We start from the raw sequence: 25,173 nt of genomic DNA, 5'->3' as shown, positions 1-25,173 counted from the left end.
CGCGGTACCTCCGGCGGATGTCCGGCAATACCCTCGCCAGACGGACTGCTCACGTCACGGGTTGCAGGTGACGAGGTCGCCGCTCATGGTGCACGCGCTGCACGTCTTCACCTGCACCAGTGTGCCCATGCGGCACTCGAGGACGGCCTTGCGGTCGGCTGTGCACAGACCGCGGCCCTCGGCGGACGCGGCGCAGGCATCTCCGTCGACGTTGCCGGTCATGTCGCAGTTGATGGACTGGGCAGACACGGAGCACCCCGCGGGCCCCTTGCAGGGCAGCGCGCGCCACACCTTGTCGCGACACTCGAGGGCCTCCTTTTCGGAGGCGCAGAGATAGCCGGAGCCCGAGCACGAGTCTCCGGCCTGGGTGCCACAGCCGGAGAGCAGGAGGGAGCCGAGCAGCAACGAGAACAGGACGGGAGCGCGGTTCATCACGGCGCCGGACGATTCCAGGCGCCGCGAGCCCGGTCAACCGGTGTCACGCCCCGAGCGTCTCGCGGAAGTACCTTCGGAAGTTTCCTCCGAGGATGCGCTCCACGAACGCCTCCGGGTGACGGCGCAACAGGGCCTCGGTGAGCTTGGGCAGATCCGTCACGTCGCGGATGCCCTTGGGCAGGGCCACCATGCCGTCATAGTCCGAGCCGATTCCCACGCCCTCCTCTCCCATCACGGACACGGCGTGCTCGATGTGGCGGACGACATCGTCGATGGCGTCCCCCCCCAGGTACACGGGCGCGAGGATGATGCCCACCACGCCCCCCTTGTCGGCGATGCGGCGCAGCACCTCGTCGGAGAGGTTGCGCCAGCCGCCGCCCGCTCCGCGCACGCCCGTGTGCGAGGAGAAGACGCGCGCCGTGGGATGGGCCAGGATGTCCTCCAGCGTCTGCTCGGAGGCATGGGCCACGTCCACGCCCATGCCCACGCGGGCCATCTCCTCCAGCACCGCCCGGCCCAGTGGCGACAGCGGCCGGTTCCCCATCAGCGGGAAGGACGAGCCTCCCGCGTCGTTGTTGGACAGGTGCGTGAGGCCCATGAAGCGCACGCCCCGCTGGTACAGCTCGGCCACGCGCTCCACCTGGCCCTCGATGGCATGCGCGCCCTCGATGCCGATCACCGCCGACAGCCGCCCCTGGGCGAGGTTCTCCTCCAGCCCCCGCCCCGTGGTGGTGATCCGCACCCGCCCCTCGGAGCGGCGGCAGAAGTCCGCCAGCCGATCAATCTGCCACACCGCGCGCGTCCACTCGGTGGCACGGGCCTCGCGCGGCCAGCCCCTCCAGATGGCGAAGGCCTCGAACCCCCCGATGAAGGGAAAGCCCCGGGTCACGATGGTGAAGCACTGCAGCTTCATCCCCACCTCGCGCAGGCGGGGGAAGTCCACGTGACCGTCGGAGGAGCGCTCGCAGAGATCCCGGTTCCACATCAACGAGTCCGCGTGCCCATCCGCGATGCACCAGCGCTGATGAAACTCGAGAACGTCACTCGCCGTCAGGGACATGGCGCCAGTCTCGGCCCTCCCGGGCCCCGCCACAAGCATCCCTGAGGCCCGCCACGAAAAGCACAGCGGCCCCCACCCGAAGGAGGAGGCCGCGTTCGTCCACGCCGGGCGCGGAACTACTTCGCCTTCACGCCCGGGTGCTGCGCGCTGGCCTTCTTCACGTCGATGCTCTTCAGAACCATCTGGCCGTTCGGGTCCATCTGATAGGAGGCGCGGACCTCATCGCCGGGCTTCAGATCCTTGAGAGCCACCGGCTTTTCGTCCCGGGTCACCACGACCTGCGGGTTCGCCTGGAAGCGCATCATCTGGTTGTTCTTGTCCGGGACGATGATCGTGATGGTGCTGGCCGACGCGGACTGGATGGTGCCCTTCACCTCCTCGGTCTGCGCGGTGGCCGTGCCACTGCCGCCCGTGGCCTGCTCCTGCTCGGCCTTGGCCAGGTCACTCTGCTCCTTGTTCAGGTTGCCCTGGGCCTCGTTCACATCCTTCTGCTCTTCCTGGCGCGTCTCGGCGACCTTGCGGTTCGCGTCCTGCTCCGCCTTCGTCACATCCCGCTGCGCCGAGGCCACGTCCTCGCGCTGCTTCTGGACTTCGCTCTTCTGCTGGCAGCCCGCCGTCATCAGACCGATCCCCGCCACCGTCATCACCGCCATCATGAGCTTACGCATGTGGTGCCGCTCCTTTCGGTTGCTGGCCGGGGAACCTCCCCGGCGTGTGGCAGGAAACTGGGACCCTGCTTCGTGGTTGCAAAGCCTTGTCACAGGAGAGGTGCGGACCTAGGGACTCCGCCCGAGGGACGGGACGCTCGGGCGTCCGCCTGCTCGGAGCGGTAGGGATTTCGCGGACTTCCCGCGCCAGCCCGGGCTCAGGAGCCGCTGTCCGGCGTGCCGCCATCGCCGCAGAACGGCGCTCCACCCGAGGCCCAGCGATTGATGAGGGAGCGCTCGTCCTCGGTGGGCTCGGGAAGACCTCTCCCGGGGGGCGGCATGGTGCGGAAGGTGACGGCACGCGCGTGGATGCGGGGCGCCATCAGCTTCGCCCCGGCCACTCCGCCATCGGCCTCGTACATGTCGAGCCGGAAGTCCGCCCTGCCGCTGTCCTTTGTCGTGGCGCCGTGGCACGAGGACACGCAGTTGGCCGCGAGGATGGGCTGGATGTCGCTGCACCAGGTGGGCACCGGCCCGTCGTTGGGTTCGGTGACGCCCGGCCCGTTGAGCACCTCGCAGGTGCGACCCGCGCCCGAACGCGCCGCGACGCAGGTATAGGCCGAGGGACAGTCGGCCGGGGACTGGCACGACTTGCCGGAGAAATCGGGGGCCTCGATGGTGCAGCCGGCGGCCGCGGCGGCACAGAGACCCAGGAGGCTCAAGTGGATGCGCATCATGGCGCCCTACTGAGTACCACCGTCGGAGCAGGACGGTGTACCGCCAGCAATCCAGCGCGTGAGGAGCTCCCGCTGCTCGGCCGAGGGAGCGGGATTGCCCGCGGGTGGCATCGACTGCTGATCCACGGCGCGGACCTTGATGCGCGCGGCCAGGTCCCGGGCCCCGAGCACGCCACCACTGGCCTCGTACTGGTCGAGCCGGAAGTCCGTTCGGTGGCTCCCCGACGTATCCGCGCCATGGCACGAGGCCACGCAACTGGCCGCGAGGATGGGCCGGATGTCCCGGCACCAGGTGGGCACCGGCCCGGCGTCGGGAGTGCCCGAGTCCGCCTCCTGGGGAAGCGGCGGATACACCACCTCGCAGGAGGCGTTGCCCGGGGAGGCCGTCACGCAGCGGTAGGAGGTGGGGCACTCGGAGTCATCCGAGCAGGGGTGCCCCGGCCCGGTGTTCTCGGAGATGAAACATCCGGAGGACGCCAGGGCGGAGACAAGCATCAACGGTTTCAGGAGGGAGCGCATGAGTCTGCTCCCTCTCCCCGGAGGGAGAGGGCTGGGGTGGGGGCGTTCCGGCGCTGGGCTTCACGCCTCAGAAGTGGAACGTGAGGCTGGCCTTCTCGGCGGCGGGCTCGGGGAGGAGCTCCAGCACGAGCCCGTAGACGAGCGTCATCCCCGCCACGCCGTAGAGCACGTTGGCGGTGGCGGCGCTGGCGCGGGCTCGGCCGAGCGCGGCGGTGGACTCGCTGGCCGAGGAGAGGGTCCGGGCGCGGTTGGACTCACCCTGCGCGAGGTAGCCGAAACCGGCGCCTCCGAGGAGCAGCAGGCCGCCAGCGACGAAGGCATAGCGGTGGCCATAGAGGCCGGAGGGAGCCCGCTCGGGGGCATCCGGAGCGCGGGGGGATTCGGCGGCGGCGGGCAGCCCGAGCGACAGCACCAGGGCGGCGGCCACGAGCCTGCTTCGGACGGTGAACATGACGCCGAGTATAAGCGAGCACTGGAGGACGTGAGGGATTTGGGTGCGCGTTGACAGCCGGGGGGACGCACCTGTAGGGCGTCGGAGGCCAGCAGGAGCGTCGAACCGTGACGATCTGGATCAACGGACAGCTACGGGAAGTCCCCGAGGGAATGACGCTCGCGGCGCTGCTCGCCTCGTTGGAGGTGGAAGGGCCGGGAGTGGCGGTGGAGGTGAACGCGGAGGTGGTCCGCCGGGCGCGCCACGCCGAGTACCAGCTCTCGCCGCGGGATCGCGTGGAGATCGTCACCTTCGTCGGTGGCGGATAGGAGCCAGCCATGAGCGTGCAGGACAAGCCCCTGATGATCGCGGGAGTCACCTTCCAGTCGCGCCTCATCGTGGGCACGGGGAAGTACCCCAGTCACGAGGTGATGAAGCACTGCCACGAGGCCTCGGGCGCGGAGATGGTGACGGTGGCGGTGCGGCGGTTGGATCTGTCGGCGAAGGGCGAGACGTCACTGATGAGCTGGATCGACCGCTCGCGCATGCGGCTGCTGCCGAACACGGCGCTCTGCTACACGGCGGACGACGCGGTGCGCACCTGCCGGCTGGCCGAGGAGCTCGGCATGAGCAAGTGGGTGAAGCTGGAGGTGCTGGGCGACGAGAAGACGCTCTACCCGGATGTGGAGGAGACGCTGAAGGCGGCGCGCATCCTGGTGAAGGAGGGCTTCACGGTGCTGCCCTACACGTCGGATGATCCCATCACCGCGCGCAAGCTGGAGGACGTGGGGTGCGCGGCGGTGATGCCGCTGGCGGCGCCGATCGGCTCGGGGCTGGGCATCCGCAACCCGCACAACATCCGCCTCATCCGCGAGTCGGTGAAGGTGCCGGTCATCGTGGACGCGGGCGTGGGCACGGCGTCGGACGCGGCCATTGCCATGGAGCTGGGCGTGGACGCGGTGCTGATGAACACGGCCATCGCGGGCGCGAAGGATCCGGTGCGCATGGCGCGCGCCATGAAGCTGGCCATCGAGGCGGGGCGCGAGGCCTTCCTCTCCGGCCGCATTCCGCGCAAGGCGTACGGCTCGGCGTCCAGTCCCATCGAGGGGCTCGTCGAGTAGTGCGGCCGAGGTTGATCGTCATCACCGACTGGCGCCTGCCCCGGGAGCGGCTGCTGGCCGCGCTGGAACGGGCGCTGGAGGTGGGGCCGGAGGTGGCGGTGCAGCACCGTCACCCGGAGGCCACCGCGCGCCAGTTCCTGGAGGAGGCCCGGCTGCTGGCCGGGCTGTGCCGGGCACGGGGCAATGCCCTCTTCGTCAATGGCCGGTTGGACGTGGCCCTGCTGGTGGGAGCGCACCTGCATCTGCCCGCGGGAGGCCTCTCGGCCGGGGACGTGCGCCCGCATCTCCCCGAGGGCCGCCAGGTGAGCGTGGCGGTGCATGACGAGCGGGAGGCGCGCCAGGCCCTGGGAGCGGACCTGGCGCTGGTGAGCCCGGTGTTCCCGCCGGGCTCGAAGCCGGACGACACCCGGCCCACGCTGGGACCCGAGGGCTTCCGGAGACTGGCCTCGGCGCTCCCCTGCCCCGCCCTGGCGCTCGGAGGCATCACGCCCGAGCGAGCCTCCCTGCTCGCCGGGGCGGCGGGCTTCGCGGTCATCTCTGGCGTGCTGGAGGCCGAGGACCCGGGAGCCGCCGCGAGGGCCCTGTGCTCGTCCGGGTGAGGGTCTTCCCCCAGGACTGCGTGCCGCAAGTATGCTGCGGCCCGTGAGCCTTCCCCTTTCGGATCTGCGGCCCCTGGCGCTCGGTGAGATCATCGATCGCGCGGCCACGTTCTGGCGCAAGCACTTCAAGTCGCTGCTCGTGCTGAGCCTCGGCTTCAACCTGTCCTCCTACATCCTCACCAAGGCCCTGCAGCTGGCGACGCAACGCAACTTCGCGGCCATCCAGGAGGCGGCGCGCGACAACGACCTGGCGGCCATGGGCTCCGAGTACGCCCGCCTCATGGTGGCGATGACGGGGATCATCGTGGTGACCCACTGGCTCTACCAGTTGAACAGCCTGGTGGTGGCCAGGTACGTGGTGCCGATACAGCTCGGACAGCCAGCGCGTCCGGCGGATGCGGGGCGGCGCGCGTTGCAGCGGGTGGGAGCCTTCACCGGTGCCTATGCGCTGTCCCTGCTGTGGGCCGTGGGGGCCGTCTTGCTGATGATGCTGCCCGGCGGGGTGCTGGCCGGGGTCGGCACGCTCATGGGCCTGCAATCGAGCTCCCCGGGAGTCCGGATGGCCGGCGTGGTCGTGGGCATCGTGGGGCTCATCCTCGCGATGCTCGGGATGCTGGGCGGAGTCCTCTGGTACCTGCTGCGCTTCTCGATCCTGGCACCGGTGATGGCCCTGGAGGACCACTCGGCGCTGCGCTCCTTCCGGCGCTCGGGCGAGCTGCTCTCGGGACGGGTGGAACCGGGCTTCCTCGGGCGCGTGACCGTCCGAGCGATGGTCCTCGTCACCGTGGTGTCGCTCATCCTGCTCGCGGTGAGCATCCTGTGCGGAATGCCCGCGCTGATCATCCAGTTCGTCTACGGCAGTCCCCTCAACCCGGGAGCCGCGGCGGCCAACCTGGCACCCCAGTCGCTCCTCGTCCCCGCCGAGCTGCTTCAGGTGGTGGGACAGGCCATGCTCAACCCGCTGGGGGTCGTCGTCTACTCGACGCTCTACCTGGACATGCGCGTGCGCCGGGAAGGACTGGATCTCGAGCGGCGCCTGGAGGCGAGAACCCCTGCGAGCACGGATACGGTGGTGGCCGCATGATGTCCGGGCTGGTGCTGCTGTGGCTCGCGGCCGTGCCCCTGCCCTGCGAGGACCTCGCCCGAGAGGCCCAGCAACTCACGGAGCTCACCTCGCGCGAGCCCGAGGCGCTGGACGACGCATATCTCGAGGCGCTGGAGTCGCGCTGGGAAGGCCTGCCCCTGCGCTCGCCCGAGGACAAGACGCCCGAGGAGCGCGCGAGGACGGCGGCCCGCCGCCTCCAGGGTGTCTGCACCCAGCTCGAGGAGGCGCGAAACGCACCGGCTGCCCTGCCCCGAACCGACGGGGCCCGGCTCCAGGAGATCCTCTCGCGGCCCGAGTTCGCTCACGCAAGGCAACGCCAGGGTGACGTGCTCCAGCGGCTGCTGACGCTGGCGGCGGCGTGGCTGGAGGACCTGCTGCAGACGCGGCAGGCCCAGAGCTTCGCGACGAGCACGCGGACGGTGGTGCTAGGGCTCGGATTCGCGGTGGTGCTCTTCGCGGTGCTGCGCCTGCGCCACTGGCGGAGGGGCGCGGTGCGGCGCGGAGAGGAGCCGGGCACGGACACGAGGGCGGAGGCGCTGCGGCTCGACTTGCCGGGGGAGCATCTGGCGCGGGCGCGGGCGGTGATGAGAACCCAACCGCGCGAGGCCATCCGCGAGGGACTGCTGGCACTGCTGTCCTCTCTGGAGGAGAAGCGGCTGGCGCGGCCGGATCGCGTGAAGACGAACCGCGAGCTGGTGGGCGAGCTTCCCGGACGAGGTGCCTCCACCCAGCTCACGGGAGAGGTGGAGCGGCTGGTGCGCTGGTACGACCGGGCCTTCTACTCGCTCGAGCCGGTGCCGCCGGAGGACGCGTCGCGCTTCGTGGACGAGGTGGAGCGGCTGCACCAGGGCCTGGCGGGAGCGGCGGCATGAAGGGCCTCCGGACCGCGGCCATCTATGGCGTGCTGGTAGCGCTGGCCCTGGCGCTGGGCCTCGCGGTGAATCAGGCGCCGCCCCTGTCGACGTTGCCCTCGGTGGACAATCCGGGGCCCATGGGACTGCGGGCGCTGTACCTGTACCTCGAGGAGTCGGGGGCACCGGTGTCGGCACTGAGGGAGGCACTCGATGTGCCGGGGATTCCCGAGGGCGTGCGGACGGTGGTGGTGGCGGCGCCCACGGGGCGGCCCGTGACGGAGGCGGAGGCCGAGGCGCTGCGCCAGTGGGTCTCCCGGGGAGGAACACTCGTCTACCTCGTGTCGAGGAACGCGAAGACGCGGCAGCCCCACCTGGACGACTGGCTGCGGATCTCCGAGGGCTCAATCACGCCGCCGGACTCCGAGGGACTGCCGTCCGGGGAGAAGGATCTCACGGGAACGACGGCACGCGTCTGGGCTCCGGTGGGCGCGGCGCGGGGCCTGGAGCGGCTCCGCGTGTCGCTGGACCAGGGCATGACGGTGGGACTGCCAGAGGCGCTCCCCCTCGCAGGAGCGAAGGGGGCGGCGGTGCTGTGGCGGGTGCCGGAGGGCCGAGGCGAGGTGTACGTGCTGGCGGGAGTGGACCTGGCGGAGAACCGGCGGCTGGAGCTGCTGGACAACCTGCGCTTCTGGGACTCGCTGGCGGCACGGGGGCCCATCGCCTTCGACGAGTTTCACCACTCCGTGGGTCCGAAGCCCGAGCCACCCTCAGCCCGAGCGCTGTGGGTGTTCGTGGCACAGGGCTTGGTGGTGGGGCTGCTCTACGCGGTGTCTCGCGGAACGCGCTTCGGTCCTCCCCGGCCGCAGGTGGTGGAGAAACACCGCTCGGCGCTGGAGTACGTGCGCTCGCTGGGAGGACTGGCCCGGCGCTCGAAGGTGGAGCGTGAGCTGGTGCCGGAACTGGCGCGCCAGCTTCGCCGGCACATGCACGAGCGGCTGGGCATTCCCCTCGCGCTGCCCGAGGACGAGGCGGCACGGCTCCTGGAGCAGACCTGCGGGGTGAAGGCGGCGGACTACCTGGCCGCGAGGGAGGAGCTGGTCCGCACGATGGAGCAACGGGACATCCGCCCCTCGGAGTACGCCCGGCTGGTGCGGCGTTACTCCCAGTTCGAGAACATCATCACGGGCCGTGCGGCACCTCGGGCCGAGAACCCGTAAGGAGCCCGCTCAGCGGGCCTGACGGCGGTGGCTCCCCTGCTCGCCCAACTTCCAGGCCAGCTCCCGGGCGACCTCGAGGTCGAACGGCTTCCGGAGCCACTGAAGGTCGATCCGGCCGACCCGCTTGGCGACCTCCTCGCGGGAGATGTCCGAGAAGGCGCTACAGATGGCCACCTCGAGCTGGGGATCCTTCTCCAGCATGCGCAGGACTGTCTCCAGCCCGTCCCAACCCGGCGGCATCCGCATGTCGACGAGGGCGAAGGTGTAGGGACGCGCCTCCTCCAGAGCGGCGATGACCTTCTGATACCCCTCCATTCCCTGGGAGGCGGTGTCGATGGCGAAACCCACTTCAGGAGCCGGGGAGGGAGGAGCGGCACCGAAGAGCTTCTTCTCCAGGTTGTCCAATGCGGGGCGGCGCCATTTCGGCCCGAGCACCCTGCGCCAGACATTGAGAATGGCGGGATCATCGTCCACCACCAGGATGCGCCGATCGCCCTGCCCCTCCATCCTGGGCCCTCCTGACGGAGCCTGGCGCACCCCCACCCCCTGGGCTCCATCCTGCGACCCGACCATCCAGAACGCGTGAGGGGGTCGCCAGAGGAGCGGATCCAGCGGGGTGCTGCGGCTCGCCATTTGGTTGTCCACCGAGCAATTCTAACTGGGTTCCCCCCGGGGGTGGAAGACATGGCGTTGGGAGGGGCTCACGCGCGGGCGGGAGCAAGGAGGGACGAAGAGCGTGCAGGCGGACGTCCAGGGTAGACGTCGGCACGACCGACGGCCCCGAGGGGGACCCCGGGCCCCGGGGAGCGCCTCTGGGAAAACACAGAGGGCCCCGCCCTGACGAGCGGAGCCCTCGGAACCCGCGAGCCCGTGAACGCTACTGCTTCGCCGAGAAGAGCCCGGCGGCCCGCAGCAGCCGCAGGGCCGCGAGCGACGTCTGCAGACGCTCGGAGATGGCGCTCACCTCGGCGTTCGTCAGCGCGTTGTTAGCGTCCGCCACCTCGAGGTAGGTGGCCACGCCGGCCTTGAAGCTGATCTCCGTGAGGCGCTGCGTCTCACGCGCCAGCCCCAGCGCCTCCTCGGCCTTGGCCAGGTTGGCCTTGGCGCTCTCGTAGTCCAGCCTGCCGCGAGACACCTCCTCCAGGGCGCGCGACTCGGCCTGCTTCTGCTGGGCGCTCGCCTCGGCCACACGCGCGGACTCCTCGCGCAGGTTGATCTCGCGCACGCCACCGTCCCACAGTGTCCACTGCGCAGAGAGCGACAGCGCCCACGAGTCAGTCTGACCCGTGAAGCCCCCGGCGTTGCTGATGCGGTAGACGCCGGAGAACGCCACCGAGGGCGCGTAGGAGTACCACACGCCCGTGCGGCGGCCCACCGCCAGGTCCAGGTTGCGCCGTGCGGCGGCCACGTCCGGCCGCTGCTCCATCGCCACCTTCACGAGATCCTCCTCGGTGGGGGGCACCTCCGGCACCGGAGGCAGCTGCAGCGTGAAGTCTGGCTCCTTCTGGATGAGCGTGCTGAGCGCCAGCTTCGAGGAGGAGTAGGAGTTACGCGCCCGGACCAGGTCCTGCTCGGCGCGGGCCCGGTCGAACTGCGCCCGGAGCAACGCCACCCGCGTCACCGTGCCCGCGTCGAAGCGCTTCTGCGTGTCCTGCTCGCGCGCCTTGTTCACCTCCAGCAGGAACTCCGCGGCGCGGATGGCCTCCTGGTAGCTGGCGGCCGCGTAGTAGGCCTGGGCCACGGCGAAGAGGATCTCCCGACGCACGTTCTCCGTGTTCAGCACCGCCACGTCCTCGGCGATTCCCGCGTTGCGGATGGCGGGCCACAGCGACGGAGCGAGGATCGCCTGGCGTACTTCCGCCTGGCCGGCGAACGAGTTGAACGGCTGGATGACGATCTGCGGCCCCCCGGGGAGGCTCACCGACGCCTCCGCGGAGTTGCGGGTGTAGACGCCGCTCACCGAGACGGTGGGCAGGTAGGCGGCCCACGCCCTGTTGGACAGCAGCCGGGACTGCTCCAGGCGGGCACGTGCCACCTGGAGATCGAGGTTGTTCTGGCGAGCCGCCTCGAGCGCCTCATCCAGGGTGAGCACCGGGGACGCGGTGCTCACCGTCAGTGTCAATGCAAGCAGGGCAATCACGCCGCCGCCTCCTTGTCATGTGCCGGCCGGAGCTCGGAGAGCGTGTCGACGCCATAGGCGCGCGCCACCTCGGCCTCACCCGTCTCCTCGGGCGAGCGCTTGGAACCGAACTTGCGTTTGAACCAGGCCGACGCGTCATCGATCAGCGAATATGCCACCGGCGTCACCAGCAGCGTGAGCACCAGCGACAGCGTCTGTCCACCCACCACCACGCCGGCTGTAGCCTGGTTGAAGGTTGCGCCCACGCCCTTGGACAGCAGAAGCGGAATCATGCCCGCCACGAACGACAGCGTGGTCATGAGGATGGGACGCAGACGATCCTTGCTTCCGTGGACGATGGCCTCCAGCTTCGGCAGGCCCTCGCGCCGCAGCTGGTTGGTGTGGTCGATCTGCAGAATCGAGTTCTTCTTCACCACGCCGAAGAGCACCAGCAGGCCCAGCATCGAGTAGAGATCCAACGACTGCTTGAAGATCAGCAGCGAGATGATCGCGAAGGGCACGGTGAGCGGCAGGGAGAGGAGGATCGTGATGGGGTGGACCCACGACTCGAACTGCGCGGCGAGGATCAGGTACATGAAGATGAACGCCAGCGCGAAGGCCATGAGGAAGTTGACCATCGTGCGGGCGATCTCCTTGGACTGACCCGCGGGCTTCGCCGCGTAGCCGGCCGGCAGCTTCGTCTCGGCGATCACCTTGTTGAACGCGTCCACCACCGTACCCGTGCTCACGCCCGGCGCGGTGTTGCAGGAGATCATGATCTGCCGCTGACGGTTCATGCGGTTGATCTGCGAGGGACCCTCCTCGTGCTTGAGCTTCACCACGTCCGTGAGGGGCACGGAGCCCAGCCGCATGGAGGGCACGGTGACCTGGGAGAGCGACTCCACGCTGTCGCGCGAGCCCTGCTCGGCGCGCAGCCGCACGTCGTACAGGTTGCCATTCTCCACGTAGGTGGACACGTCGAAGCCGCCCACCAGCATCTGCATGGTGCTGGCCACGTCGGGGACCTGGACACCCAGGTCCGCGGCGCGCGAGCGGTCGATGTACGCGCTCACCTCGGGCTTGCCGATGATGAGGTTGCTGTCCGCGTCCACCACGCCGGGGATCTCCCTCATCTTCGCCAGCAGCAGGCTGGACTGCTTGGCCAGCTCGTCGAAGTCGGGACCCGTCACCACGAACTGGATCGCCGCCTGCGCGCCGAATCCGCTGAACAGCGGCGCGTTGGACACGCTGACCCGGAACTCCTTGGGCAGCTTGGAGGTGATCTCCTTACGCACCCGGTTCATGATGTCGTCCTGCGAGTCCTTGCGCTTCTCCGGGTCGACGATCTTCACGAAGATACCCGCCACGTTGGGGGTCTTGTCCGTGTTGTCGCCGATGGTGACGAGCGTGGAGGTCGTCTCCGGGATCTTCTCGCGGATGTCACGCGCCACGCGCTCGGCCACCAGGAGGGTGGAGTCCAGGCTGGTGCCCTCGGGCATGCGGACGGTGACCTGGTACTGGGCCTCGTCGCTCTTGGGGAGGAAGCCCTTGGGCACCGCGCCCATGAGGGGCACGCACGAGCCGAGCGTCACCACCGACGCCACGACGGCCACCCAGCGGTGCGCCATCACCCAGCGCAGGGCGCGCTCGTAGGCGCGCTCCACCGGCAGGTAGAACACGTCGGTGAGGCGCTCGAGCGCCGGCTTGCGGTGGTGGCCGTGCTCGGGAGCGGCCGAGCCGCCCACCAGCCAGCGCGCGCACAGCATGGGCGTGAGGGTGAAGGACACCAGCAGCGACACGGCGATGGAGAAGGCCATCGTCCAGCCGAAGCTGCTCAGGAAGCGTCCGGGGATGCCACCCATGAAGGCCACCGGGAGGAACACCGCGATGAGCGACAGCGTGGTCGCGAGCACCGCGAGGCCGATCTCCTTCGTGGCCAGGATCGCCGCCGGGAAGGGCTTGAGCTTCTTCTCGTGGATGAAGCGGTGGATGTTCTCCAGCACCACGATGGCGTCGTCGATGACGATACCCACCGCCAGCGCGAGCGCCAGCAGGCTGATGGTGTTGAGGTTGAGCCCCGCGGCGTTCATCAGCGCGAAGGTGCCGACGATGGACGTGGGGATGGCGAGCGCGGCGATGAGGGTGCTGCGCCAGCTTCCCAGGAACAGGAGCACCACCAGCGCGGCGAAGAGACCGCCCAGGGCCAGGTGCTCCTTCACCGCGTTCACGCTGGTGATGGTGGTCTCCGAGTTGTCGCGCACCACCTGCAGCGAATAGCCCGCCGGCATTGTCTGGCTGAGCTCACCCACGCGCCGGCGCACCTCCTGCACCAGGGCCACGGTGTTCTCACCGGACTGCTTGCGGATGGACAGCAGCACCGCCGGCTTGCCGTCGCGCACCGCCGCCGTCTCCGCCTCCACCTCGCCGTCCTCCACCCGGGCCACGTCCTGCACGCGCAGGATGTGGCCGTTGCTCTCGCGCAGCACGAGCTGGCCCAGCTCCTCCACGCTGGTGACGCGCCCGCGCAGGCGCAGGGTGAGCCGCTCCGGACCCGTCTCGATGCTTCCACCGGGCAGCGACATGTTCTGCCCGGACAGCGCACGCTGAACGTCCGCGGAGCTCACGCCCGCCGCGCGCATCTTCACCGGATCCATCCACACGTTCACCTGACGCTTGCGGCCACCGATGATGGACACCTGGCCCACCCCCTGCACCGTCTCCAGCCTCCGGCGCAGCACGCGATCCGCGTACTCGGTGAGTTCCCGCACGGGCCGCTCCGCCTGGAGCGACAGGATGATGACCGGCACCGCGTCCGGATCGAACTTCTGCACCAGCGGCGTCTCCACGTCGCGCGGCAGATCGTAGGTGATCTGGCTGATGCGGTCGCGCACCTCCTGCACCGCCACGTCGACGTTCTTCTCCAGGACGAACGTGATGACGACCTGGCTGACGCCCTCCACCGTGACGGAGGACATCTCGTCGATGCCGGAGATGGTGTTGACCGCCTCTTCAATCTTCTCGGTGACGTCCGTCTCCATCTCCTCGGGAGCGGAGCCCGGCAGGCGCGTCACCACCACCACCGTGGGGAAGTCGAGCTTGGGGAAGCGATCGACGGTGAGCTTCGCGTAACCGGCGATCCCCAGCACGCAGATCAGCAGGATGATCACCGACGCGAAGACGGGTTTACGAACACAGATACTCGCGAGCCATTGCATGGCGGATGCCCTCTCCTACTGCAGCTTCTGGCCGTCGCGCAGGTCGTCCCGCGCCACCGCCACCACGCGCTCACCCGCGCGCACACCCGCCATCACGCCCAGCGAGTCCCCCGCGGACTCGCTCACCTGGACGAACCGCTCCTCCAGCCGCCCGTCGCTCACCACGAAGAGCTTGCGGCGCGCGCCGTCTCCCAGCACCGCGCTGCGCGGCACCACCGGGAGCTGCTGCTCGCCCAGCTGCACCTTCGCCGTGGCGAACTGGCCCGGCAGCAGCGTGCGCTCCTTGTTGGGAACGAGCGCCTCCACCACCAGGTCCCGGGTGCCGTTGCGCAGGCCCGCGCCCACGAAGGACACCTTCGTCTTGTGCACCACGTTCGGCGCCGCCGTGAGGGTGAACTCCACCGCCTGGTCCTTCTGCACGAAGGCCGCCGAGGACTCCGGCACCGTGAGCGACAGCCGCAGCGGATCCAGCGCCACCAGCGTCACCACCTTCGAGTCCTGGCGCACGTACTCGCCCACGGACACCACCCGCTCGGACACCACGCCGTCGAAGGGGGCGCGGATGGTGGCATCCGTCACGTTGAGCTCCAGCATCGACAGCCGCGCGGTGGCGGAGGCGAGCTGCGCCGCCGCGTTGCGGCACTGCGCCTGGGCGCGATCATGATCCGCCGAGGAGACGGTGCCGCTCGCGAAGAGCTTCTCGTTGCGCTCGCAATCGGCGTTGGCCAGCTCCTGCTGCGACTTGGCCAGCGCCAGCTGGGCCCGAGCCTCCTCGAGGCTCGCCGAGGCGGCGCGGGAATCCAGCCGCACCAGCACGTCGCCCTTCTTCACCACCGAGCCGCGCTCGACGTGCACGGACAGCACCTTGCCCGCGGCGCCGGCCGCCACATCCGAGTCCTCGTAGGCCGACAACGTGCCGGTGAGCGTGAGGTAGCGCGGAACCTTCCCCTCCCCCACCTGGACCGTGTCCGCCTTCACCGCGGCTTCCTGGGCCACGGCTTGTTGTGGTTGGGAACCCTTCTTGTTCTCCGCTGCGTCCACCCGCGAACCACAGCCAGCGCCCAGCGTCAGCACCAGCCCGCCCGCCACCAGCACCTTGAACGTCCGGACCTTCTTGCCCGTCCTGCCCTGTCGAAGAAGCTTCTGCATACCCGTGCTCCCGTGCGCCCTGCCCCCCTATCAGAGGTGGGCAGTTCCTCGCGCCGAGATAAGTTAGTGACTGCAAACTAACTAATCCCTGGGGGGGGGGAGATGTCAAGCACAGGATGCGGCAGGCGGGCAGACGTAACGGGGGGGTTGTATGTGGGCAACTTCTTCCGTCGCAGCTGTGTGAAGCGGGGCCTACCAGCTCGAGCTACCAAAGCCGGATCCACTGCCGCTGGAACCGCGCGACGAGCTGTTGCCGCTGCTGCTCCAGGAAGAACTGGAGAACCCTGAACCGCTGGAGGAGCGGGAGCTGCGTTCCCGCTCGCGCTCGCGTTCACGCTCCCTTTCGCGCTCGCGTTCCCTCTCGCGCTCGCGGGCCCGCTCCTCCTCGCGCCTGCGCCGCTCCTCCTCGCGCCTGCGCCGCTCTTCCTCCGCACGCCGTGAGGCCACCTCACGCTCGGCCCTGTCGATGGCATCGCTGGCAATCCGCCCGGCTTCTTCGGAGGAGTCCCGGGCGGACGCGTAGTTGCCCCGCTCCAGGGACCTGCGCGCATCCGCGAGCCTGGAAGCACCGGGGCTCCCAGGAATGGACACACCATACGACCCGGACCACCTGTCCGCGCGCCGGACCCATTTCGCTGCTTGCTCGATGGCCTCGACCGCACGCTCGGCGTCCTTCAGCTCACCCCGCAGCGTGGCTGCCTCGCGCGCCACCTGGGCCTCGATGCGCTCGGCCTCGGTATCCAGCGCGTTCCAGTCACCATGGGGTTTGCCGAGCGCGCTGTCCGCCGCCTCGAGTGCACGGGAGAGCGCCTCGACTGCCTTGATGGCCTGGGTGGTGTCACGGCTATCGGGGATGCCATCGCTGGAGGCACGATGCACCAGTTGCTGGGCCACCGAGAGCGCCGACCTTGCCGACCGCAGGCTCTCCCCCGCCGCCACGTGCAGGGAAAGATCCCCCGCGATGCTCTTCTGGACATTCGCGAGCGCCACACCGGCCTCGAAGAGCCGCTCGGCCGCGTCGAACGGATCTCCCGGCCGGCGCCCGACCGCAGTGCGAGCCACCTCCACCAGACTCCGCGCCGCCACGAGCGCGCTCTGGGTGGGCTTCATGACACGGGGATCCGACACCTCGTGGGCACACGAGGCACCGAGCGCCTCGCTCGCAGCGAGCACCTGCGTGTTCCGGGCTTCGAGGGCCCGCAGCTGCAGAGCCTTCTCGGTGAGCTCCTCGAGCCGATGCGCCGCGAGCTCCTGCTGCCCCTGCACCTGACCGAGCAGATCGGCCGACGCGAGCAGCCGTCCCTCGGAGAACGCGGTGGCCGCGGCCTGGAGCAGATCTGCGGCCCGCTGGGTGTGCGAGACGAACTCGCGCGAGTTGTCCTTGACGGTGCCATTCGCGTTCGGGTGCACCGGATCCTTCTCGCGCAGGACCAGCGCCGAGGGCAGATAGCGGTGATTCACGTCGACCAGCAGGTCATCGCGCTCAGTCACGAGCGCCGTGAGCCGCTGCGCCTCGGTCCGGCGCTCCTGGCGCCTCGGCTCGAAGCGCGTATGCGCCTCGCGGCTCCGGGTCACCAACTCCTCCGCCTCGGATACCCGCGCCAGGGCCGCATCGAGCGAGGTGCGCGCCGCTTCCAGCTCGCCGCGGCTCAGCGCCTCGCGGGCCTTCGTGAGGGATTGCTCTCCCGAGTTGATGCGATCGGAGGGATCGCGGCCCTCCTCCCGCAGCAGCGACCCGGGAGCCAGGCCCAGTGCCTGTCCCAGCGAGGCCCGTGCCGTCTGAATCACCGTCGCCACCCGCGTCAGCTCGGTGCGCGCGCGTCCCGCCACCGCCACGAGCGTCGCGCCCTCGGTCGCACGCCGCTCCAGCAGGGCAAGCGCCTCGGCCAACGCCTTCACGGACTCGGTGGCCGGCCGCGCCACCAGTTCCCGGGCCACCTCGTTCGCCTGGCGCGTGAGTGCCTCGAGCGTCTCATCGACCCACCGCCGCTGCAGCCCGGCCGACACGAGCGCCCCACCCGCGCGCTCCGCCGTGGGCAGAACCTCCGAGCGTCCGCGCGCGAGCACGGACAGGAGCTCCGACGTGTCCGAGCCCTGCCGCTGACCGGTGGCGAGAGGCCCCTCGAGCGCGGCGATGGGATCTCCCCGGAGCAGCGCCCACGCCTGCTTCAGGAGCGCCTCGATCGACGGCACGACGCGCTCGGTGAGCGCCGACACGCGCAGCCCCACGGCCGCCGACTCCGCCTTGCGCACTTCGGCGACGAGGGAATCCAGGTGGCTGACGGCCTCCCGCGCACGAGCCGGGGCCGACTCCAGCGCATCGAGCGCCGAGAGAGAGGCCGCCGCGCGCGAATTGAAGGCCTCGACGAGCGCTTCGAACGAGAGGGAGAACGGCTGGTAGCTCGCGAGCTCGCCGATGAGCCGCTGCGTGTCGGTGGGGCGGCCGCGCAGCACGAGCTCGATGCCATCATCGGGGTGGAACACGATGGGCTCGTCGCGCAGCAGGCGCGTGACACGCACGAAGCGCCCGGTCGTGAAATGGAACTTGAACCACTCCATGCCCCCCTTCTGGCGAGTGAGGAGCGCCTCGGCCTGGCCCAACACGCGCGAGGCCCCGACGGACAGCAGGAACAGCTCATCGACGTCGGAGGCGAGCTTCAGGGCCCGCTCGCACGTGATGCCCGAGTAGCGCTTGTCGATCTCCTCGCGCGAGCGGCCAGCGACCAGGTGCGTCCGGTCCAGCAACCCGAAGAGCGCCTGGGTCTTCTCGTCGATGGCCGTGCGCCATTGGGCGTGGAGTTTGACGGCCTTGCGCCTGCTCAGGAAGCGCCGCAGTCGCGCGATGCCGAGGACGATGAGCGTGAAGACGGTGGCGAGGAACACGAGCGCGAAACGGGCGGCCTCCGCGAGCTCGACCTCGTTGATGCGAGCGAGGGCCGCCTGGTGCGACGCCTCGCTCGCGCTCAGCGGCTCCTCGAACGAGCGCTCCTGCCGCGAGAATGCCGCCTGCGCCCCGGCCAGCGCCTTGCGGGCATTCGCGAGGTCCTGCTGGACGAGCGCGGCATGACGTCCCTTCTCGAGTGCATCGAACAGGCCGGGCAGCTCTCCCAGCCGCTGCTCGCGACGAGCCGTCTCCTCCAGGCGCGACGCGGCCTTCACCCGGTGGGCCTCCAGCGCGTCGAGCAGCGCCCCGTGGGTCGGCGTCAGGGACATGACGCCGAGACGCGCCTGCTCGAGCACCGCGCTCGCATCCGCCAACTCTGGCTCGGCGAACGCCTTCAGGCGGTGGGACTCGAGTGCCCGCAACCCCTCCTCGGCCTTCTTCAGGCGCGAGAGCGCCTGGCGGTAGGTCTCGAGCCCCTGGCGTGCCGCATCGATGGAGGCGCGCAGCTCCTCATGGGTGGCCTTCGCCTGATCGAGCCTCGGGTCCGGCGGCGGATCGAGCTTCGGCGCCGGGGCCTTCTCGCCTTTGGCCTTCTTGCCTTTGGGGACCTGCTCCGGCTCGAGCAGCGCGAGGGTGGTGGCGACCTTCACGCGCAGGCCGGCCACGTCGGGGTTCGCCTGGGGGACGCCCGGCGGAGGGTTGCCCGCGAAGAGCTCCTGCTGCTGCGCCACGAGCGCATCGAGCTCGCCCGTCATCCGCTGGAGCCGGTCACGCAGTGAGGCACGAGTGCTCTCGCGCTCGGCGAGCAGCGCGGCCCGGGCCCGCTCTCGCTCGGCGAGCTCCTGCTGGAGGAGCCGCTCGCGCTCAGCGAGCTCCTGCTGGATGGTGCTCGCCATCCGCTCGTCGATGAAGGTGATGGTGTCGCGCACCGCATCGAGAACGCGCCCACCGCTGCGCATCGCGGCGATGGCGCGTGCGTCGAGCTCACCCTTCCAATGCTCATCCCCCAGACCGCGCCGGTCCTGAGCATCCGAACCGAAGTACGACAGGTTCCGATCGCGCAGCGACAACAGGAAGATGGCGCCGTCCGGCTCGCCCGTCTTTGGGTGCTTCAGCGAGCCGAAGTTCGTGCGGTTCGACAGCCCCTTGCCGAGCGCGTGCTGCACCGCCGCCACATCCTCGTAGGATGAGCCCTCCGCATCCGTGAAGCGCTCCCCTTCCGAGCTCTCCAGCAGCACCACGGTCCAGTGCGGCGCGCCCTTCGTCAACCACACTTCGAGCTCGCGCAGTTGCGCGTCCGAAACGCCGAGGTCGCCCTTCACGTAGAGGTGCTGGGACGGAGACCAGACCTTCACAATGCCCGTGGCGCTATTGACTCGGCGGGGCTGAGCGGCCGCGCGGGCAGCCGGAGCGGCAAGGGAGAGAGCGAGGAGAAGAACGGAAGCCGCGGCCAGGAGGAAACGCTTCATCAAGAATCCGAGCAGTCAGCCCAAACAGGCAGTGAAGATCCCTGTTTATAGACGACCCCGGACGAGATTTGCGTGCCAACTGCCCTTCTCACAAAGAATGAAGGCGGGTGCGCTCAACCGTGCGGCGGGGCGAATCTGACGCTCGCTGGCGCGAGGAGACGGCCATGGAGCTTTACGCGTACACCTACGTCGGCCCGAAGAAGATACGTCGCTCCGTGGCGTCGTTCCCCACTGGCACACCCATCACATCAATGCGAGACATCGAGGAATGGCACGAGGCCCACCCCGATGCCCTCGCTGAGGGAAACACGTACGTCGAGGACCTTCAGGGCCGGCTGCGGCTCGCCCCGAGAAGATCCGAGCACATCGCCTGCGCTGGAGGTGAAGACGTGCTGGCGGCTGGAGAGATTCGCTTCCGGCGAGCGGGGACGCACTTCAACCGCCTGCACCGTCCGTCTCACCCGCCCTGCTGCTCGGACCCGGCGCTCCACTCTGGACGAGAGGGACGCTCTGGCGCGAGCGGGGTCCCCCTCCGGGACGCCGCTCCGTGCAGGACCGCGAGTTGCCTCACCACCCGCTCGAGCTGGGCTCGCAGCAGGGGCGCATCCTGAGCCAGCGCCGCGGACACCTCCGTGGAGAACGATTCCCCTCCGAGCAGGCTCGTGAAGTCGGGCAGCGGCTCGGGCGAGCGGCCCTCCGTCACCGCGTTGGCCAGATCTTCCAGGACCTGTTCGACGGCCGCCGCGAAACGCTCCAGCAGGGCCCGGACCTGCTCCGTCGTCTGCTCGTGCTGCGTCGTGGAGAAGGCAATCACCGCCGCCGCGAAACGGCGGGTATACGCGAGCAGCGTCATCAAGGGCTCAATTGGCTCCGTCCGCCGCCGCGGCTCGGAGAGCAACCGCTGGAAGGACGCCTCCGCGTTGATGGACGCCAGGCCCATCTTCCTCCGGGACTCGCCGACCCCGGGATTGTAAGTCTTCGGCTCTCCGAGCCAGACGGCGAACACCTGCCGGAAGAACTCGCGATCCGCCCGCAGCGCCGCCGCGAGCTGCTCGGGAAAGAGCTCCTTCTCCGGCCGCTCCCACAGGAGCCACGTTCCCGCCAGCGCCAGCGCGCCGCCGATGAGCGTGTTGATGATCCTCACCTCCGCCAGGCCCCAGTCTCCCGTGCCCACCTCGGCCAGGAGCACGAACGTGACCGTGAGGAAGATGGTGTAGAGCCCGTAGTTCACCGAGATGACGGCCACGCTGATGGCCACCGTGAAAAACACCAGCGCCATGATCGCATGTGGATCATGAAGCTCGGCGGCGACCAGCGCGGCGAGAATTCCCCCCAGCACCGTGCCCACCACCCGCTGCAGTCCCTTGAGGAAGGTCGGGCCGGTGTACGGCAGCATGACCGTGAGCACGGTGATCGTGACCCAGTAGCCGTGGCTCTGGCCCAGCGCCGTCGTGAGCCAGACCGCGACTGCCGTGGTGACCCCCACCCGAAGCGCATGCCGGAGCACTACCGAGTTGCGCGAGAGGTTCTCCCGCAACGGCTCGAGGAAGGGGCGCTTGCGCTCGGCCAGGTCGATCCCCAGCAGTGCCCGTCCGAGCGTCGACGGGCGATCGTCCGAGAGGCTCGCGGCCGTCTCCACCACGATCCCCATGAACTCCCGCAGTTGCGCCAGCAACCGGGCCGCGTGGAGGGTCTGTGCCCGATCCACCACCCGCATGGCCTCGAGCCCCTCCGCGCTCTCAGCGCGGGAGAGTGCCTCCCGAAGTGCCTCCGCGCCCCAATCCAACGCGGGCAGCTGATGGGGCTTGCCCTCGGTCTCGACGACGCGCGCGAGCTCTTGAAGGCTCCGGGAAAAGGCCGCGAGGGTGCGCTCGACCTCCTCCTGCGCCGGGCGGACCCCGGTCTCGTGCGACAGGCTCTCCATCACGTCGGAGAGCGCGATCACCGCCCCGAAGCTCGCGTCCGCGATCTGGAGCAGGACCAACAGCCGCTCCCCTCGCCCGCTCTCCTGGCGTCCCCGCCGGGTGGCGACCAGGGTGCCCCGAGCCTCCTCCAGGGTCTCTCGAATCCGCCCGTGATGGCCCTGGATCAACGCCTGCCAGGCGGCGCTCTCGGCTCCGGTGGACAGCCGGCCCACCTCCCCCGCGAAGTCGGCCACCGCCCGGAAGCAGCGGCCCAGGGCGAAGCGCGCGGGCCGGTACGGGCGGATCGGCCAGAGCACGAGCGAGAGCACCATCGCCCAGAGAGCGCCCACGAGCAGGAAGCCCGTCCGCTCGAGGGCCTCGCGGAGGCTGGAGGCCGGCAGGGCCAGGGAGATGACGAAGGCGCTCGCCGCGATGTTGCCCACGAAGCCCGCCGCGGGTCCGTACACGCCCGCGTAGCTACAGGCGGTCACCCACAGCAGGGCCATGGGGATGGCCAGGGCCGGATATCGGCCCGCCAGTCCTCCCACGAGGACCGAGAGCGCCGTGGCCAGGGCCACCGCCCCCATGCTGGATGCGCGAGAGCGGTACGACCCGCCCTTGTCCGCGAAGGAGGTGTTGAAGCCTCCCACGCTGAGCCAGATGGCCCCCGTGAGATGGAAGACACTGGCCACCACCAGGGGGAGGATCGTGGCGATCGCCGCTCGGAGCCCGGCCTTCACCGCCGGACGGACCGGGGCGAAGCGGGCTACTTCCTTGGAGTGTTCGATCAGACGCCGGGTGAGCATCGGGAGAGCCACCTCGGTGGAAGACGAGGCCGCTCGGGACTAACTGAACCGGTTCCGCGTGGGAAGCAAGCCCCAGTGTCTCCGGACACGCTCCGAGGCCTCGTGCAGGCCCGCCCCCTCCAACCGGTCCGCGGCCCATACGAGGGCGGGCTCCAGGCGGGAAACGACGACATAGGGACAGGGCGGCATCCGGATGTAGAAGAGGATGTTCAACCCCAGCCGGAGAATGGGGGAGGTCATGACGAAGGCATTGCCGAGCACCGTCTCCCGCAGGAGCCTGTCATGTTGCAGCATCCAGTCCGCCTGCCTGCGGCGCTGCTCGGCCGTGATCATCCCGCCCTGGAGCAGATCGGCGATGACGACGTGGCGCTCTCCGCGGCGGAGGAAGGACGCCGACCTGTCGAGGTACTCCTCGAGCTCCTGGTTCGACGGCTCTCTCGTCATCCGGAGGATGAGCAGCGGCCAGAGTGAATCGTCGAAGGTGCAGAAAGGCGCGGCGGTCATGGAGCAAGCAAGCGGGACACCTGCACCGGCGCAGGTGACCTGCTCCTCTTAACAGAGACGCGAGCAGGATGTACCCGCGAGCGAAGCGCCTGGCTGCCCACCGGAATCACGGCAGGCAGCCAACGGGCTCGGCGGCTACAAGCCCCGTCCCGCCTTCACCATGGCCTCGCCCACGAAGCCGCGGATCTCCTCCACCTTGGCCTCCCAGCTCTCGTGGCGGATGCGCTCGGCGCGCTCGCGGGTGGGCCCGGCGCCATCGGCGAGGCACTCGTCCACCTTGCGCACGAAGTCCTCGGTGCTGCTCGCCACCTTGCACAACCCCACCTTGCGCACCTCGGGAATGTCCGAGGACACCACGGGCAGGCCCGCCGCCAGGTACTCGCGCACCTTGAGCGGGTTGGCGTTCAGTGTGAGCTCGTTCACCTTGAAGGGCATGAGCGCCACGTCGAATGCGCGGCAGTAGCCCGGCAGCGCCGCGTACGGCTTGCGTCCGAGCATGTGCACATTGGGCTCGGCCGTCAGCACCGACGGGTCCACGTCCGGAGCCACCTTGCCGATCACCACCACCGAGCCCTCGCGGTGCGCCCGCGCCGTCGCGGCGATCGCCTCCAGGTCCACCCAGTCCGCCACCAGTCCGAAGAAGCCGAAGATGGGCCGGGGCAGCTTCGCGATGTCCTCGGGAATGGGTGTGGAGGGATCGCACGCCTTCACGAAGTGGTTGAAGTCCACGCCGTGGCGCACCAGCACCGTGTTCGGGTTGACGCGAATCTTGTTGTCCCTCAGCCGGTCCGCGGACGTGATGCACAAATCCGCCCGGCGCAGCAGCGTCTCCTCCAGCTCGGCGATGTGCCGCCCGTTGGTGTCGCTGAAGGCGGAGAACTCGTCCACGCAGTGGTAGACGACGAACTCCTCGCCCAGCCGCCCGGACACCGGCGCCGAGGCCGGCAGGAAGGACCAGGAGATGGGCCGCTTGAAGTGCAGCTTGCGCATGGCGCGCAGCACCTGGGCCCGCAGCAGCTCCCGGTTGGTGGCCCGCACCACCTCCGAGCCGTAGAACGGAATCGCCAGCGGGGCGAGCACGAAGAGGTTGGGCTCCACCTCGCGGATGCCCTCGGTGAACGAGGCCAGCTTCTTCCAGATGCGCTTCACGTCGTGCGCATTGGCCTTCGGCGCCCGGTTGCCGATGCTGTTCACCCAGAGGACGCGGTTGTCCCGCGAGAGGATCCGCATGATGTGGACCTTGGACAGCGGATCCCCATCCCAGTCGTTGGAGAAGACCACCAGATCCCTGCCACGAAGGGCCCGGCGGGCCAGATCCAGTTCCTCACTGCGCCGCATGTGTCTCGCCTCCACCCTGAATCGTCGGTTGCGCCAGCTCTCCGTACAGCTTCAGCAGCACCGGTCCGGCGTCCGGTGACACCACCTGCGCGGGCCCCTGCTCGAGCGCGTGCCGGACCTTCTCCGCCAGGTCCACCGCGTTGCCCGCGCGGAAGGTGTACGTCCCGTGAGGCCGCCCGCACACGTCGCTGGCCACGCACGGCACGCCCAGCGCGAGCGCCTCGCGCACGGAGATGGCATCGCCGTCGTGCGTGGTCGGCCGCACGAAGGCATCGCAGCGCGCCATCAACGCGAGCGCCGCCGGGTGCTCCAGCTCGCCCAGGTCCTCGAGGAGCGCCTCGACCTCGTACTGCCTGGCATCGCGGAGGAACTCCTCCGAGCGGGTGCCGGGCCCGAAGACAGCGAGCCCCACACCGGGCAACGCACTCGCGAGCATCCGCAGCGCGCGGAACATCAGCCCGCGGCCGTAGACGGGTGACGGGTGGTGTGCCATGGCCAGCAGGGTCCGGCGGCGGTTGCGCGCCTCCTCCACCCGAGGAGGCACCGGCCCCGGCCGCACCTGCGAGCCGCAGAAGGCCGGGTACACCACGAGCTTGTCCTCGGAAACACAGCGCGAGAGCGCCTCGCGGACGGCCTCGGACACGGCCACCACGCGCGAATACCCGGCCAGGGCCACGCGAGCGAAGGCCCGGCGCGACACGGAGGCGGCCAGGTAGTCCGGCAGCAGTCCCGAGTGCAGGGTGATGACACGCTGGGAGCGCGGCGCCCTCACTCCGGCGGTGGCGACGAGCATCCAGGACTTCGGGTTGTTGCCGCTGGTGTGAACGTGGACGGTCCACCCCTCGCGCAGGAAGCCCGCGAGCCGCGTTCCATACTGGGTGGGGGTCCGGACGGGGATGACATCCGGCGCCGGCCGCCGCCCTTTCCCGATGTCCAGCACCACCGCCTCCACCCCGCGCTCGCGCAGGTACCCGTGGAGCTGCTGGACGTGCACGGCCACGCCACCGTGCGGTGGCGGATAGTCCCCGACGAGGAGCACTCGCATGCCCTGCCCTCCTGCT

Annotated in this window: 21 protein-coding genes; 6 read left to right on the top strand and 15 right to left on the bottom strand. The window is 69.7% G+C overall.

From position 1 onward, the window contains the following. Positions 1-54 precede the first annotated feature (54 nt). The 6 genes from DAT35_RS45520 to DAT35_RS45495 all read right to left on the bottom strand — a co-directional run bounded on the left by DAT35_RS45520 (position 55) and on the right by DAT35_RS45495 (position 3,849). Positions 55-432 carry a hypothetical protein gene (locus tag DAT35_RS45520; protein ID WP_108075602.1) on the bottom strand — a complete coding sequence of 126 codons (378 nt, stop codon included), beginning with the start codon at positions 430-432 and terminating at the stop codon, positions 55-57. 46 nt (positions 433-478) lie between these two features. Next, complete coding sequence (locus DAT35_RS45515) at positions 479-1,495, bottom strand: dipeptidase (protein ID WP_108075601.1); 1,017 nt, start codon at positions 1,493-1,495, stop codon at positions 479-481. Between the two features lie 116 nt (positions 1,496-1,611). Next, positions 1,612-2,163: a hypothetical protein gene (locus tag DAT35_RS45510; RefSeq protein ID WP_108075600.1), complete on the bottom strand. Its 552-nt coding sequence runs from the start codon at positions 2,161-2,163 to the stop codon at positions 1,612-1,614. A 197-nt stretch (positions 2,164-2,360) separates the two neighbouring features. Beyond that, a complete protein-coding gene (locus tag DAT35_RS45505) occupies positions 2,361-2,879 on the bottom strand; it encodes a hypothetical protein (protein ID WP_233262093.1) in 519 nt (172 codons plus the stop codon). Between the two features lie 6 nt (positions 2,880-2,885). Then, entirely contained in the window at positions 2,886-3,398 is a 513-nt protein-coding gene (locus DAT35_RS45500) for a hypothetical protein (protein ID WP_233262092.1), read from the bottom strand. A gap of 67 nt (positions 3,399-3,465) precedes the next feature. After that, complete coding sequence (locus tag DAT35_RS45495; protein ID WP_108075599.1) at positions 3,466-3,849, bottom strand: hypothetical protein; 384 nt, start codon at positions 3,847-3,849, stop codon at positions 3,466-3,468. Positions 3,850-3,956: 107 nt separating this feature from the next. Here DAT35_RS45495 and thiS point away from each other — a divergent pair, with 107 nt between their 5' ends. From thiS to DAT35_RS45465, 6 genes are read left to right on the top strand one after another with little or no spacing between them, the layout of a single operon-like run. After that, positions 3,957-4,157 (top strand): sulfur carrier protein ThiS, encoded by a 201-nt coding sequence (gene thiS, locus DAT35_RS45490; protein WP_108075598.1) that lies wholly within the window; start codon positions 3,957-3,959, stop codon positions 4,155-4,157. A gap of 9 nt (positions 4,158-4,166) precedes the next feature. After that, on the top strand, positions 4,167-4,949 hold the full coding sequence (locus tag DAT35_RS45485; RefSeq protein WP_108075597.1) for a thiazole synthase: 783 nt from the start codon (positions 4,167-4,169) through the stop codon (positions 4,947-4,949). Beyond that, positions 4,949-5,548, top strand: a complete 600-nt coding sequence (locus DAT35_RS45480; protein ID WP_108075596.1) for a thiamine phosphate synthase — start codon at positions 4,949-4,951, stop codon at positions 5,546-5,548. The genes DAT35_RS45485 and DAT35_RS45480 overlap by 1 nt, the downstream gene beginning before the upstream one ends. A 43-nt stretch (positions 5,549-5,591) precedes the next feature. After that, positions 5,592-6,632 carry a hypothetical protein gene (locus tag DAT35_RS45475; RefSeq protein WP_233262091.1) on the top strand — a complete coding sequence of 347 codons (1,041 nt, stop codon included), beginning with the start codon at positions 5,592-5,594 and terminating at the stop codon, positions 6,630-6,632. After that, positions 6,629-7,525: a DUF4129 domain-containing protein gene (locus DAT35_RS45470; RefSeq protein WP_199243200.1), complete on the top strand. Its 897-nt coding sequence runs from the start codon at positions 6,629-6,631 to the stop codon at positions 7,523-7,525. The genes DAT35_RS45475 and DAT35_RS45470 overlap by 4 nt, the downstream gene beginning before the upstream one ends. Then, positions 7,522-8,724, top strand: a complete 1,203-nt coding sequence (locus DAT35_RS45465; RefSeq protein ID WP_108075594.1) for a DUF4350 domain-containing protein — start codon at positions 7,522-7,524, stop codon at positions 8,722-8,724. The genes DAT35_RS45470 and DAT35_RS45465 overlap by 4 nt, the downstream gene beginning before the upstream one ends. Before the next feature lie 9 nt (positions 8,725-8,733). Here DAT35_RS45465 and DAT35_RS45460 read toward each other — a convergent pair whose 3' ends face one another. The 9 genes from DAT35_RS45460 to DAT35_RS45420 form a co-directional block, all read right to left on the bottom strand. Then, a complete protein-coding gene (locus tag DAT35_RS45460; RefSeq protein ID WP_158502145.1) occupies positions 8,734-9,231 on the bottom strand; it encodes a hypothetical protein in 498 nt (165 codons plus the stop codon). A 370-nt stretch (positions 9,232-9,601) separates the two neighbouring features. Then, a complete protein-coding gene (locus tag DAT35_RS45455) occupies positions 9,602-10,864 on the bottom strand; it encodes a TolC family protein (protein ID WP_108075592.1) in 1,263 nt (420 codons plus the stop codon). Then, a complete protein-coding gene (locus DAT35_RS45450) occupies positions 10,861-14,058 on the bottom strand; it encodes an efflux RND transporter permease subunit (RefSeq protein WP_108075591.1) in 3,198 nt (1,065 codons plus the stop codon). Before DAT35_RS45450 ends, DAT35_RS45455 begins: the two co-directional genes overlap by 4 nt. Before the next feature lie 15 nt (positions 14,059-14,073). Continuing rightward, positions 14,074-15,207: an efflux RND transporter periplasmic adaptor subunit gene (locus tag DAT35_RS45445; protein ID WP_108075590.1), complete on the bottom strand. Its 1,134-nt coding sequence runs from the start codon at positions 15,205-15,207 to the stop codon at positions 14,074-14,076. Positions 15,208-15,399: 192 nt separating this feature from the next. Next, positions 15,400-19,560 carry a hypothetical protein gene (locus tag DAT35_RS45440; protein WP_146210138.1) on the bottom strand — a complete coding sequence of 1,387 codons (4,161 nt, stop codon included), beginning with the start codon at positions 19,558-19,560 and terminating at the stop codon, positions 15,400-15,402. Positions 19,561-20,017: 457 nt separating this feature from the next. Next, a complete protein-coding gene (locus DAT35_RS45435) occupies positions 20,018-22,270 on the bottom strand; it encodes an FUSC family protein (RefSeq protein WP_108075588.1) in 2,253 nt (750 codons plus the stop codon). A 39-nt stretch (positions 22,271-22,309) separates the two neighbouring features. Continuing rightward, positions 22,310-22,774, bottom strand: coding sequence for a hypothetical protein (locus tag DAT35_RS45430; protein ID WP_108075587.1), 465 nt, complete (start codon positions 22,772-22,774; stop codon positions 22,310-22,312). A 135-nt stretch (positions 22,775-22,909) separates the two neighbouring features. Continuing rightward, positions 22,910-24,112: a spore coat polysaccharide biosynthesis glycosyltransferase ExoP gene (gene exoP / locus DAT35_RS45425; RefSeq protein WP_108075586.1), complete on the bottom strand. Its 1,203-nt coding sequence runs from the start codon at positions 24,110-24,112 to the stop codon at positions 22,910-22,912. Beyond that, a complete protein-coding gene (locus tag DAT35_RS45420) occupies positions 24,099-25,157 on the bottom strand; it encodes a glycosyltransferase family 4 protein (protein WP_108075585.1) in 1,059 nt (352 codons plus the stop codon). The genes exoP and DAT35_RS45420 overlap by 14 nt, the downstream gene beginning before the upstream one ends. Positions 25,158-25,173: the final 16 nt, after the last annotated feature.

Origin of the sequence: Vitiosangium sp. GDMCC 1.1324, from assembly GCF_003044305.1 — a bacterium.
In the GTDB taxonomy this organism is placed as follows: Bacteria; Myxococcota; Myxococcia; order Myxococcales; family Myxococcaceae; genus Archangium.
This window is presented reverse-complemented; position numbering and strand designations above follow the sequence as displayed.